Below are 13,659 nucleotides of genomic sequence, written 5' to 3'. Positions count from 1 at the left end.
TATTTGGGATGGTAGCAATAATCAGCGGCGCTCAAGGATCTCAAAACAATAGCTGTGCGAGTTCGCTTCATCTGCGTCATGAAACTCACTGAATGTGCTTTCCCACTCATCCGGCTCATAGTCAGGGAAATGAGTGTCCCCCCCTACTTCCGCATCGATATGGGTAAGATACATACGATTCGCGCGAGCTAAGAATTGCTTATAGACCCGCCCCCCCCCCATCACCATAACTTCTTCTACGTCGCCAGCGAAAGAGAGAGCTTCTTCAATTGACGTAGCCCAGGTCACGCGCTCATCAGTACCCGGCTGGCTACTGATAACAATATTCAACCGCCCCGGCAAAGGACGACCGATTGATTCGAAGGTCTTACGACCCATAATTACCGGTTTATTTAACGTGTTACGTTTGAACCACGCTAAATCAGCCGGTAAGTGCCATGGCATGGCGTTTTCCATACCAATAACGCGATCCGCCGCCAACGCAGCGATCAGGCTGATAATCATTTTTAAACCCTGTAGGCTACAAGAGCCAGTACCGAAAAATTGCTCACACTATACGTAAAGCCTAATCAAGCGTCGATAGCGATAAGCAGGCTAATCACACATATAAGATTGCTCTTAGCCTGATACATGAACAGAGCAGAAAAAAAGTCTTATACACCAGGACGTTTGCGATATAACCATAATCCTGGCAAAGATAAACCAATCGACAACGCTCCAACAATAAATGACGCTTTCAAGAAATTGGTCACCATCGTGGACATTAACGCTTCGCTATAACCCAAGTGAGAAATCTCAACGACCGATATCATTGCGGTATAGGCGGAAATACCCGGAAACATAGGAATAACAGCCGCGACAGTGAAAACTTTTGGATGTGCCAGCAACCAACGTGACCAGTTAATCCCGATGACGCCAATCATAATTGAAGCCAATAATGAAGCCAGCTCGATATTCATACCAAAATGGATCATTAACATACGCGAACCGTGCCCGACCGCTCCCAGCAATGCGCAGTAACGCAATGCCCGCACCGGCACATTAAATACCATAGCAAAACCCAGTGCCGGGATAGCCGCCAACACCATGTCTTGTAATAATGCCCAGAGTAAATTCATTACCACCCCCGCAATCCCCATAACGCCATCGCGAATATCACCCCAATGCAGGTTGATAACGTTAATAAACTTGCCATCGCCCAACGGGCCAAACCGGTATTAACGTGGCCCTTAAACATATCGGCTACCGCATTAATCAGCGGGAACCCAGGCACGAGTAGCAGTACGCTGGCCGCCATCGCCACGCTGGATGCTTCCTGGAAAAACGGTAAACGCATCAACAAACCGGATGCGGATGTGGCAACAAAAGCAGTGATACAGAAATTAATCAGCGGATTCATATGATTAATCGTCAGACTCTGGCGAACAAACATCGCCAACCCACTGGCTAAAAAGCTAATGGAAAACGCATCCCAACCACCACCGTTTAATTTACTGAAACAGCCACAAGAGAGCGCCACCATCACAACGACCAGCCAGCGCGGATAACGCAGAGGTTTGATATGCTCGAAGCGTTTTTCCACATCTTTTGCATCCAATAAGCGATGCTCCGCCATAATCACAATATGCTGTACTTCAGTGACTACCTGCATATTGATGCCACGATCGGTATTTTTACGGGTAGATGTCAGGCAGTTACCTTCGCTGATAGTGGTCAACACGATTGCGTTAGCCGAGATAGAACTCTCAACGCTGTCCATCCCCAGAGCCATACCAAGCCGTGCAGATAGCTGCTCAACTAGCATACTTTCAGCCCCATGCTGCAACAGCATTAGGGCGCATTTGATGCACAATCGCGTAATCTCTCGCTGCTGTTGATGCGAAACATCACTGTTTATTACATTTTCCAGGCTCATATTCGTGCATCGCTATCCGTCAAAAAGTAAAAGACATCTGTTGCAATCCCATCACTACTGATAACCAAACCACCACAGATAACAAATAAGAATAATGCAGAGGGAGCCAAGTGGCGTTATGATCGCCAGATAGCACCACTATCACTCGGTAATCCTTATGCTTGAAACCTCTATATTTGTTGCCACCCTTGCTACCTTGGGCATGCTCTCCCCCGGGCCAGATTTCTTTCTGGTAATCAAAAATGCTGCCCGCTATCGCCGCCCCGCAGCCATGATGACAGCCCTTGGCGTAATTTTGGGTGTTGCGACACATATGTCTTATTGCGTGGCTGGCCTGGCAGTTGTTATCACTACCACACCATGGCTATTCAACCTGCTGAAATATGCCGGAGCCGGTTATTTGATCTGGATTGGTATCCAGGCACTGCTATCACGAGGAGATAGTAAGCTTAGTATCGATAACACTGCACAATATCCCGTCACGCTGAAAGCCGCATTCTTGCAGGGATATCTTTGCAATTTATTGAATCCCAAAGCGACTCTTTTCTTTCTCGCCGTTTTCACACAAATATTACAGATAGACTCCGGCGTGGGTGAGAAACTGTGGTACGCCTCAATCATCTGGCTACTGGCCGTTATCTGGTGGCCTCTATTGGTAATTCTGATTCAAAGTGCGCCGGTACGTCGCGGTTTGGCGAAAGTGCAAAAAGTTGTCGATAAATTACTGGGCGGCCTGTTAATCGGCCTGGGTATCAAAGTTGCATTAAGCTAGCTGCGCCGATTGTTAACGCCTGGCTATAAGCTACTATCCACAACCCGCACGAACATTGATCTTCACCAATGTTGTTTATGAACAATACTATCGTTTATGAATAATACTTCTGCGCATAAAAAATACTGTTTATGCGGGTAAAAAGCGCGATTTTATAAATAGTAAGCATAAAAAAGGGCGATGTTTCCATCGCCCCCTTTCTTAGCGCCCAAATTAAGCTTTCATATTCTTAATCTTGGCATGCATTTCTTGTACTGAAATCACTTGCTCGGTAGGGTCCGCATTCAAAGCCATTGCGGTTGCGAAGCCACCATTCAAGGTGGTGTCGTAATGCACTTTATATTGCAAAGCACTACGGCGAATCAGTTTAGAATCTTCAATCGCCTGACGCCCTGCCGTTGTATTCACAATATAAGTATATTCGCCATTCTTGATACGGTCCTGAATGTGTGGACGACCTTCATGTACCTTGTTGACTAAGCGAGGATTTATCCCTGCCTCGCCTAGAACCACCGCAGTACCGTGGGTTGCATCCAATTCAAAGCCCTGTTTGAGCAACTTGGCAGCCAAGTCAACCACCCGGTGTTTATCTCCCTCACGAACCGATAACAGTGCGCGGCCACTCTTTTTCATGCCCGATTGACTGCCCAGCATCGCTTTAGAGAAAGCTTCAGCGAAGGTCCGGCCCACCCCCATCACTTCACCGGTAGAACGCATTTCTGGCCCTAAAATCGGATCCACACCTGGGAACTTGTTAAACGGCAATACCACTTCTTTTACCGAGTAATAAGGCGGAATAATTTCTTCCAGAATACCCTGCTCTGCCAATGACTGCCCCACCATCACGCGTGCGGCGATTTTTGCCAGTGGCATACCGGTGGCTTTAGACACAAATGGTACGGTACGGGCTGCTCGAGGGTTAACTTCAATCAGATAAACTTCGTTATTCTTTACGGCAAACTGCACATTCATTAAACCGCGCACGCAGAGTTCAAACGCCAGTTTTTCAACTTGTTGGCGCATCACATCCTGAATTTCTTTACTCAGGGTGTAAGCGGGCAATGAACAGGCTGAGTCACCGGAGTGCACCCCTGCTTGCTCAATGTGCTCCATAATGCCACCGATCAACACGCGCTCACCGTCGCAAATGGCATCAACATCCACTTCAACAGCGTCATCGAGGAAACGATCCAACAGCACTGGTGCATCGTTGGAGACACTCACTGCATTTTGGAAGTAGCGGCGCAAGTCAACTTCGTCATAAACGATTTCCATCGCGCGACCACCCAAGACATACGATGGGCGGACCACTAGTGGATAACCCAGACCCGTGGCTTTCTCTACGGCTTGTTCGATAGTAGCAACCGTCGCGTTCGCGGGTTGTTTCAAGCCCAGACGATTTACCGCCTGTTGGAAACGCTCACGATCTTCTGCACGGTCGATAGCATCCGGGCTGGTACCGATAACAGGAACACCGGCGGCTTCCAGTTCACGTGCTAATTTCAATGGAGTCTGACCACCGTACTGCACGATAACGCCTTGCGGCTTCTCAATACGCACGATTTCCAGCACATCTTCCAGGGTGACAGATTCGAAATAGAGGCGATCAGAGGTATCGTAGTCGGTCGAAACCGTTTCAGGGTTACAGTTCACCATGATGGTCTCGTAACCGTCTTCACGCAGCGCCAGTGACGCATGTACACAACAGTAGTCGAATTCAATACCCTGACCGATACGGTTCGGGCCGCCGCCCAGTACCATCACTTTCGGACGATCACTGGTTGGGTTGGATTCACACTCTTCCTCGTAGGTTGAGTACATGTAAGCGGTATCGGTAGAGAATTCAGCCGCACAGGTATCTACACGCTTGTAAACCGGATGCAAACCCTGCTTGTAACGCAGCTTACGCACTTCACTTTCCGCCGCGCCGACCAATTTTGCCAAACGGGCATCGGCAAAGCCTTTGCGCTTCAACTGGCGCATAAAATCAGCATTCAGGCCATTGATACCACACTCTGCCACGCTCTCTTCCAGACGAACCAATTCTTCAATCTGCACCAGGAACCAGCGGTCAACGTTAGTCAGATTGAAAACACCATCAACCGACATGCCTGCACGGAAAGCATCGGCGATATACCAGATACGATCAGAACCGGCTTCTTTCAACTCACGGCGAATTTTAGTCAGTGCTTCTGGGTCATCCAAACTCACTTTCGGGTCAAAACCGGTCGCGCCAACTTCCAGACCGCGCAAGGCTTTTTGCAGCGATTCCTGCAAGGTGCGGCCAATCGCCATCACTTCGCCGACCGATTTCATCTGTGTGGTCAGACGGTCATTCGCACCGGCAAATTTTTCGAAGTTAAAACGTGGAATTTTGGTCACAACATAGTCGATAGATGGCTCAAAGGAGGCCGGCGTGCGGCCACCAGTGATATCATTCATCAACTCATCCAGCGTGTAACCTACTGCCAACTTGGCGGCAATTTTAGCAATCGGGAAGCCGGTTGCTTTAGAGGCCAGAGCGGAAGAACGGGATACCCGTGGGTTCATTTCGATAACAATCAAACGGCCATTTTTCGGGTTAACCGAGAACTGCACGTTGGAGCCACCGGTTTCTACGCCGATTTCACGCAGCACTGCCATCGAGGCATTACGCATGATTTGGTATTCTTTATCAGTCAGAGTCTGAGCTGGAGCAACGGTTATCGAGTCACCAGTGTGGATACCCATCGCATCGAAGTTTTCGATGGAGCAGACGATGATGCAGTTGTCGTTTTTGTCGCGCACAACTTCCATCTCATACTCTTTCCAACCAATCAGTGACTCATCGATCAACAGCTCTTTGGTTGGCGATAAATCCAGCCCACGTTCACAAATCTCTTCAAACTCTTCACGGTTATACGCGATACCGCCGCCGGTGCCACCCATAGTAAAGGAAGGGCGGATAATACAAGGGAAGCCCACATCAGCCGCTACGGCCAGTGCTTCTTCCATATTGTGCGCGATACCTGAACGTGCAGTGTCCAAACCAATTTTCTTCATCGCGATATCAAAGCGACGGCGGTCTTCTGCTTTATCGATAGCATCGGCAGTGGCACCAATCATGGTGACACCGAACTCAGCCAGAACGCCCTTGCGTTCCAGCTCCAGCGCACAGTTCAGTGCGGTTTGGCCACCCATAGTGGGCAAAACGGCATCTGGACGCTCTTTTTCAATAATTTTGCGTACCACTTCCCAGTGGATTGGCTCGATATAAGTGGCATCGGCCATTTCCGGGTCAGTCATGATGGTTGCCGGGTTGGAGTTCACCAGAATGACACGGTAACCTTCTTCACGCAGTGCCTTACAAGCCTGGGCACCGGAGTAGTCAAACTCACAGGCCTGGCCGATAACGATTGGGCCAGCGCCCAGAATCAGGATGCTTTTTATATCTGTACGTTTTGGCATGGTTTGACGCTCCTGATTATTTATTGGTATGGCTACTGTTACGGCTTGCAGTTGTTGCGCGGTAAGCTTCAATCAGTTCGATAAAGTGATTGAACAATGGCGCTGCATCATGCGGGCCTGGGCTGGCCTCTGGGTGCCCCTGGAAGCTAAATGCGGCTTTATCAGTACGGTGAATCCCTTGCAGAGAACCATCGAATAAAGAAATATGCGTAGTTCGCAGGTTGGATGGCAATGTGGTTTCATCTACCGCAAAACCGTGGTTCTGTGCGGTGATCATCACGCAATCGGCATCTAAATCTTTCACCGGATGGTTGCCACCGTGGTGACCAAACTTCATTTTTACCGTTTTTGCACCACTGGCCAACGCCAGTAATTGGTGGCCTAAACAGATGCCGAACACCGGAATGTCAGTTTCCAGAAAACGCTTAATGGCCGCGATAGCATAATCACATGGTTCTGGGTCACCTGGGCCGTTGGATAAGAAAATGCCATCTGGGTTCAGCTTCAGCACCTCTTCTGCCGGTGTCTGTGCCGGAACTACCGTCAGACGACAGCCTCTATCCACCAGCATGCGCAGAATATTGCGCTTCACGCCGTAGTCGTATGCCACCACATGGAATGGCAAATCTTCTGGTGGCGTTGCCGCAGGTAAGTCACCTTCCAGAGTCCAGCTACCTTGCAACCAGTCATAACGCTCTTTCGTGCTCACTTCTTTTGCCAGATCCATCCCCTTCAGGCCCGGGAATGCTTTCGCCTTTTCTAGTGCTAAAGTGGCATCAGACAAATCACCCACAATAATGCAGCCGTTTTGTGCCCCTTTCTCACGCAGCAAACGTGTCAGCTTACGCGTATCGATATCAGCAATCGCAACAATGTTGTGGCGCTTGAGATACTCAGCTAAGCCTTCTTCATTACGGTAGTTGCTGGCAATCAAAGGCAGGTCGCGAATAACAAGACCTTGGGCGTGTACTGCGGAGGATTCTTCGTCGGAAGCATTAGTGCCGACATTGCCGATATGAGGATAAGTAAGAGTAACGATCTGGCGGGAGTAGGAAGGATCAGTGAGGATTTCTTGATAACCGGTCATCGACGTATTGAAGACCACTTCCCCCACTGCCGTACCCTCTGCCCCGATGGCCCGACCGTGAAATTGGGTTCCGTCTTCGAGAACCAATAGCGCTGACTTAATCAAAACATCCTCCAAGGAATAAACAGTCACATTATTTGCATATTAATTCATATCTAGCGATCTAAATCAATGCAAAAACCGCCCTCAAAGCTAATTTTTGGCAAATTGGGCGCATTTTAATGATGAGTGACGCTCTTGTCTAGCCAAAGTGCCATTTTTTCTCTGTTTTTTACCGTTCTCATTAAAATGAGTGGATTATAGCGGTAAAAACACATGCTAACTTAACATAGTAAACGGTTGCGAGGTGTAGTGACTGAGAAATATCGCTCTGGGGCAGTAAAAATCACTACCAATATCTAAAGAAGGGATTTAAAGACGAAAAAAACAGTAAAAACACAACAAAAAACAGATTACACAAACAATATAAGCTAAACATGTTATTTATAAATACAAATAAAAAAGGACAATAAAATATTGCCCTGTTATCAAACTATTATGATAAAAACAACCACATCACTGGCTGTGCTTTACATCTTTAAAGTTCATTCAAATTCAATACATCACGCATATCAAATAAGCCATTATCCTGCATTGACACCCAAATAGCCGATTTAACCGCGCCATTGGCGAAAGTCATGCGACTGGTCGCTTTGTGTGTGATTTCAACGCGCTCGCCAATATCAGCAAACATAGCCGTATGCTCTCCAACAATATCGCCAGCACGTACGGTTGCGAAACCGATAGTGCCGGGTTTGCGTTCGCCGGTATGACCTTCACGGCTATAAACCGCGCAATCTTTCAGTGAACGCCCTAGTGAGTCAGCAATTGCCTCCCCCATCGCCAGCGCGGTACCTGAAGGTGCATCAACTTTATGCCGATGATGTGCCTCGATTATTTCGATATCGGTATAGTCACCCATCACTTTCGCTGCCTTCTCTAGCAGCTTTAGCACCACATTAACCCCAACACTGAAATTGGCAGCGAACACAATAGCAATGTCCGTTGCCGCAGCCCTGATTGCTTCTTTACCTGCATCATCAAAGCCAGTAGTGCCAATTATCATCGCCTTACGATATTGATGACAAATGGCTAAATGCTCCAGCGTGCCCTCAGGCCGGGTAAAATCGATCAACACATCAAAATGATCAACTACGTCAGATAAATCATCACTTACTGTGATGTTTAACAACCCCACTCCGGCCAGTTCGCCGGCATCGCTCCCCACTAATGTGGATCCAACACGTTCAACAGCAGCCCCCAGCACCACACCTTCAGTGTGAGTAATTGCCTGGATAAGTTGTCGGCCCATACGGCCACCCGCGCCGACAACAGCGATACGAATTGTTGAATCAGTCATACTTCCTCTCATATTGTGTCATCTACCCTGGCCAAGGTTCAGATTAGCCGCCCGCTATGGACTCTGCCAGCCTATTTAATCTGTATTAGAAAAAAATGATATACGCATGCTTTTATCAGTGAAACCACTTAATTCCTTAAATACACGGTAACACTTCATCTGGCATAATGCGGTTATTTCGCATATTCATGCAGTTATGGTGAAATACACCCATAAAAAAGCAGCCACTGAGGGCTGCTTTTTAACGTTGAAGCACGGTATCAATCAGTCGATCTGTTTTACATCGACACGTAATTCTTTAGGTACTTCGAAGACGATACTCTCTTCACGGCCACTAAGTTCGATAGACCCACCAGCACCGAGAGCTTGCAAGCGCGCAATAACTTGCTGTACCAGAATATCGGGAGCAGATGCGCCAGCGGTAACACCGATACACGCAGCCCCCTGTAACCATAACTCTTGTATATCGGCCGCTGAATCAATGAGATAAGCAGGCTTACCCATCCGCTGTGCCAACTCAGCCAACCGATTAGAGTTAGAGGAGTTTTTCGAGCCAACCACTAAGACCACATCGGCATCATTAGCCAGATTGCGCACCGCTTCTTGCCGGTTGGTCGTGGCATAGCAGATATCATCTTTGCGTGGACCGACAATCTTCGGGAAACGCTGGTGTAAGGCATCGATAATTGCAGAGGTGTCATCAACCGACAATGTCGTCTGTGTCATAAAGCACAGATTGTTCTCATCTTTAACCTGCAAAGCCCAGACATCATCAGGTGATTCAACCAGATACATCCCCCCTTTCGGGTTGCTGTATTGCCCCATGGTACCCTCCACTTCCGGGTGACCGGCGTGGCCTATCAAGATGGCTTCTTTACCCTTGCGACTAGCACGTGCGACTTCCATATGAACTTTGGTCACCAATGGGCAGGTTGCGTCAAACAGCATAGTAAGCTTGCGCTCACGAGCTTCTGCTCGCACAGCCTGCGACACGCCATGGGCCGAGAAAATCAGAATAGAGCCATCTGGCACTTCTGAAATCTCCTCGATAAAGATAGCACCACGTTCACGCAAGCTATCAACCACATAACGGTTGTGTACCACTTCATGGCGCACATAGATTGGCGCACCATACATTTCGATCGCGCGTTCAACAATACTGATAGCCCGATCAACTCCGGCACAAAAGCCGCGTGGATTAGCCAGCAATATCTGCATGCATTGCCTCCTGTTGCGGGTCAATCTCCAACACTTCAATTTCAAAGCTAATGGAATGCCCTGCCAACGGGTGATTAAAATCAACAGTAATAGACTCTTCCGCCACTTCCCGCACCACACCTGGCATTTCACTGCCATCACGGGAGGTAAATAGCATAATAGTACCGGCATCTGGCACGCCGGTTTGAGCAAAGTCACGCTGGGTGAAGTACTGAATCAGATCAGGGCTTTCCAAACCAAACGCATCTTCAGGTTGTAAAGTGAAAGCATGCTTATCACCTACTTTCAAACCAATTAACTGCTGCTCAAGTGCATCAGAAAGGCTGTCATCACCTAAACGAAACAGCGCAGGTTTGCCGTGAATATGTGTTGATTCCGCCGTTGAACCATCTTCCAGTTTCAGAGTGAAGTGCACCAATACGGCGCTCTTGTCTTGTACAAAATGGTCTTGTACTTGATTAGCGGGTACACGCTCGGACATCTCATTCACCTTTATTCATGGCCGTTTTTTCAGCAGGGCTTAAAAAACCCTCAAAGATAACCAACGCAGCACCGATACAGATAGCGGTATCGGCGATGTTAAAGGTTGGGAAATGCCAGTTATTGACGTGGAAATCGATAAAATCGATCACCGCACCATGCACCATGCGATCAAATAAGTTACCTAATGCCCCACCAATAATCAGAGCATAAGCACAATTGAGCAGGCGTTGTTTGGCAGTAGAGCGATACATCAGCACCATTAATACCACTGAAATACCAATAGCTATGCCCGCAAAGAACCAACGCTGCCAGCCACTTTTATCGGCAAGGAAGCTAAAGGCTGCGCCAAAATTCTGTGCGTAGGTCAGGTTAAAAAACGGGATCAGCGGCACTGACTCATACAAGGCAAAGTGGGTCATGACCCACTGTTTGCTGCTGAGATCCAAAATAACCACCAATACCGCCAGCCATAACCAGCGCAATCCGGTCGAACAAATAGGTTTACTCATTAGGCGAACTTACGCTCTTCACCGTCTCCGGCAACGTTAGTGACACAGCGGCCGCACAATTCAGCATGTTCCGCTACCAAACCGACATCTTGAGTGTAATGCCAGCAACGCGGGCACTTCTCACCATCAGCCTTATTAAAGGTGATTTTCAGCCCGGCAATCAACTCACTTTGCAGCGCATCATCACCCGCATCAGCATAAGGGGCAACTTTCGCAGCTGAGGTCAACAGCACAAAACGCAATTCATCTTGCAAACTGTTCAATCGCGCAGCCAGTTCAGGCTCGGCGAACAAGGTAACTGCCGCCTCCAATGAACCACCGATACGCTTATCACTACGGGCCTGCTCTAACACCTTGTTGACTTCACCACGGACTTTTAACAGCTCGGCCCAGAAAGTATCGTTCATACTTTCATCACCCGCCAACCCGAACAGACCGTCATACCACTCTTCAGTGAAGACATACTGTGGACGACTGCCTGGCAGTTGGTTCCAGATCTCATCTGCGGTAAAGGACATAATAGGTGCCATCCAGCGCACCAATGCTTCTGCGATATGGAACAACGCGGTCTGGCAACTGCGGCGGGCAACGCTGTCGCCTTTCGCGGTGTACTGACGGTCTTTAATGATATCCAAATAGAAGGACCCCATCTCAACCGAGCAGAACTGCATCAAGCGCTGCACCACCAAGTGGAAATCGTAACTTTCGTACGCTGCCATGATCTCAGCTTGAGCTGCCTGGGCACGGCCGACTGCCCAGCGGTCCACGACTACCATATCTTCCGGTTTCACCTGATGCAGCGCAGGATCAAACCCATTTAGATTCGCCAGCAAGAAGCGCGCAGTGTTACGGATACGGCGATAAGAGTCAGCAGAGCGTTTGAGGATTTCGTCAGAAACCGCGATCTCACCGGTGTAATCGGTTGATGCCACCCACAGACGCAGAATGTCACCACCCAGTTTGTTCATCACATCTTGCGGGCTGATAGTGTTACCGATGGATTTGGACATTTTGCGCCCTTGCCCATCAACGGTAAAACCGTGGGTCAGCACTTGGCGATAAGGCGCTTTGCCTTTCATCGCGGTTGCTATCATCAGTGAAGACATAAACCAACCACGGTGTTGATCAGAACCCTCCAGGTACATATCCGGGCTATGACCACCAAATTCAGGACGCACGTCAACCACCGACGAATGAGTTGAACCGGAGTCAAACCATACGTCCAAGGTGTCTGGCACTTTGGTGTAATCGGCGGCATCAGCACCCAGGATTTCCGCAGGATCCAGATCCCACCATGCCTGAATACCGTCTTGCTCAACGCGTTTGGCGACTTCTTCCATCAGCTCAGTGCTGCGTGGATGTAGTGCTTCAGTCTCTTTGTGCACAAACAGGGACATCGGCACGCCCCAGGTACGCTGACGCGAGATACACCAATCAGGGCGGTTTGCCACCATGGTTTCGATACGTGCCTGACCCCAATCGGGGATCCATTGCACGCCTTTAATCTCTTCCAGCGACTGCTTACGCAGGCCTTTCTGATCCATGCTGATAAACCATTGTGGTGTAGCACGGAAGATAATAGGTGTTTTATGGCGCCAGCAGCACGGGTAGCTGTGAACCAGTTTTTCAACTTTCAGCAGTGCGCCTTTTTCACGTAGCAGCTCAACAATCACATCGTTGGCTTTAAACACGAACATGCCGTCCAGAGTAGGATACGTCCCCGCCAAATAACAGCCATTCGGCCCCACCGGGTTGGCAACTTCTAAACCGTATTTCTGGCCGATAACAAAGTCATCCGGGCCGTGACCAGGTGCTGTGTGAACTGCACCAGTACCGGCATCCAGTGTAACGTGATCACCTAAAATTGCCGGAACATCAAAGCCCATAAACGGATGATTGAAACGCAGCAGTTCCAAATCAGAGCCTTTGCAGCTCCCCAATACCGTCCATTCAGCAATCCCTGCGCGCTTCATGACACTTTCCACCAGATCTTCTGCCAGAATCAGGCATTCGCCATGAACCTGGACAAGTTGGTAAATGTATTCAGCATTCAGTGAAATCGCACGGTTAGCGGGCAAGGTCCACGGAGTTGTCGTCCAGATAACCAGTGAAATCGGGCCTTTAATCGCCGAAACATTAAATTTGGCGGCAACAGCCGCTACATCGACGGCATTAAAGCGCACATCAATGGAAGGTGAGGTTTTATCGTAATATTCAACTTCTGCTTCAGCCAGTGACGAACCACAATCAGTACACCAATGCACTGGCTTCGCGCCTTTGTGCAAGTGGCCGTTATCAATGATTTTGCTTAATGCACGAATGATATTGGCTTCAGTTTTGAAATCCATCGTCAGATAAGGATGGTCCCAATCGCCCAATACCCCCAGGCGGATGAAGTCTTTCTTCTGACCTTCAACCTGCTCAGCCGCATATTTACGGCAAGCAGTACGGAACTCTGCGGCACTGACTTTCTCGCCCGGCTTACCAATTAACTGTTCAACTTTTAACTCAATCGGCAAACCATGGCAGTCCCACCCTGGAATATAAGGAGAGTCGTAACCCGCCATTCCTTTCGATTTAACAATAATGTCTTTGAGAATTTTGTTAACAGAGTGACCAATGTGAATGTTGCCGTTCGCATAAGGAGGGCCGTCGTGCAAAATAAAGGTTTTTTTACCTTTCTTGGCCGTACGAATAATCCCGTACAGATCCTGCTCATACCAACGTTTCAGCATGTCAGGTTCACGCTTAGCCAGATCGCCGCGCATCGGGAACCCTGTTTCAGGCAAGTTCAGGGTATTCTTGTAGTCACTCATTAGATTCTCGGTT

The 13,659-nt window shown here is 48.7% G+C and carries 11 protein-coding genes; 1 reads left to right on the top strand and 10 read right to left on the bottom strand.

The window, feature by feature from the left end:
• Positions 1-21: 21 nt before the first annotated feature.
• The 3 genes from folA to Q2T71_RS02180 all read right to left on the bottom strand — a co-directional run bounded on the left by folA (position 22) and on the right by Q2T71_RS02180 (position 1,915).
• Complete coding sequence (gene folA, locus Q2T71_RS02190; protein ID WP_083160596.1) at positions 22-504, bottom strand: type 3 dihydrofolate reductase; 483 nt, start codon at positions 502-504, stop codon at positions 22-24.
• Positions 505-653: 149 nt separating this feature from the next.
• Positions 654-1,118, bottom strand: coding sequence for a threonine/serine exporter (locus tag Q2T71_RS02185; protein WP_193784728.1), 465 nt, complete (start codon positions 1,116-1,118; stop codon positions 654-656).
• The gene (locus Q2T71_RS02180) at positions 1,118-1,915 is read right to left on the bottom strand and encodes a threonine/serine exporter ThrE family protein (protein WP_083160598.1); all 798 of its coding nucleotides are present in this window, start codon (positions 1,913-1,915) and stop codon (positions 1,118-1,120) included. The genes Q2T71_RS02185 and Q2T71_RS02180 overlap by 1 nt, the downstream gene beginning before the upstream one ends.
• Before the next feature lie 157 nt (positions 1,916-2,072).
• Here Q2T71_RS02180 and Q2T71_RS02175 point away from each other — a divergent pair, with 157 nt between their 5' ends.
• On the top strand, positions 2,073-2,687 hold the full coding sequence (locus Q2T71_RS02175; RefSeq protein WP_372557980.1) for a LysE family transporter: 615 nt from the start codon (positions 2,073-2,075) through the stop codon (positions 2,685-2,687).
• A 213-nt stretch (positions 2,688-2,900) separates the two neighbouring features.
• On the opposite strand, the gene carB is transcribed toward Q2T71_RS02175, so the two are convergent.
• The 7 genes from carB to ileS form a co-directional block, all read right to left on the bottom strand.
• Positions 2,901-6,134 (bottom strand): carbamoyl-phosphate synthase large subunit, encoded by a 3,234-nt coding sequence (gene carB / locus Q2T71_RS02170; protein WP_005192981.1) that lies wholly within the window; start codon positions 6,132-6,134, stop codon positions 2,901-2,903.
• A 16-nt stretch (positions 6,135-6,150) separates the two neighbouring features.
• Positions 6,151-7,326: a glutamine-hydrolyzing carbamoyl-phosphate synthase small subunit gene (gene carA, locus Q2T71_RS02165; protein WP_372557979.1), complete on the bottom strand. Its 1,176-nt coding sequence runs from the start codon at positions 7,324-7,326 to the stop codon at positions 6,151-6,153.
• Between the two features lie 472 nt (positions 7,327-7,798).
• Entirely contained in the window at positions 7,799-8,620 is an 822-nt protein-coding gene (gene dapB / locus Q2T71_RS02160) for a 4-hydroxy-tetrahydrodipicolinate reductase (protein WP_372557978.1), read from the bottom strand.
• Between the two features lie 264 nt (positions 8,621-8,884).
• The gene (gene ispH / locus Q2T71_RS02155; RefSeq protein WP_372557977.1) at positions 8,885-9,838 is read right to left on the bottom strand and encodes a 4-hydroxy-3-methylbut-2-enyl diphosphate reductase; all 954 of its coding nucleotides are present in this window, start codon (positions 9,836-9,838) and stop codon (positions 8,885-8,887) included.
• On the bottom strand, positions 9,819-10,319 hold the full coding sequence (gene fkpB / locus Q2T71_RS02150) for an FKBP-type peptidyl-prolyl cis-trans isomerase (protein WP_372557976.1): 501 nt from the start codon (positions 10,317-10,319) through the stop codon (positions 9,819-9,821). Before fkpB ends, ispH begins: the two co-directional genes overlap by 20 nt.
• A 1-nt stretch (position 10,320) precedes the next feature.
• Positions 10,321-10,830 (bottom strand): signal peptidase II, encoded by a 510-nt coding sequence (gene lspA / locus Q2T71_RS02145; RefSeq protein WP_372557975.1) that lies wholly within the window; start codon positions 10,828-10,830, stop codon positions 10,321-10,323.
• Positions 10,830-13,646, bottom strand: coding sequence for an isoleucine--tRNA ligase (gene ileS, locus Q2T71_RS02140; RefSeq protein ID WP_372557974.1), 2,817 nt, complete (start codon positions 13,644-13,646; stop codon positions 10,830-10,832). The genes lspA and ileS overlap by 1 nt, the downstream gene beginning before the upstream one ends.
• Positions 13,647-13,659 lie beyond the last annotated feature (13 nt).

It is taken from the genome of Yersinia sp. 1652 StPb PI (genome assembly GCF_041538345.1).
GTDB lineage: Bacteria > Pseudomonadota > Gammaproteobacteria > Enterobacterales > Enterobacteriaceae > Yersinia > Yersinia enterocolitica_E.
This window is presented reverse-complemented; position numbering and strand designations above follow the sequence as displayed.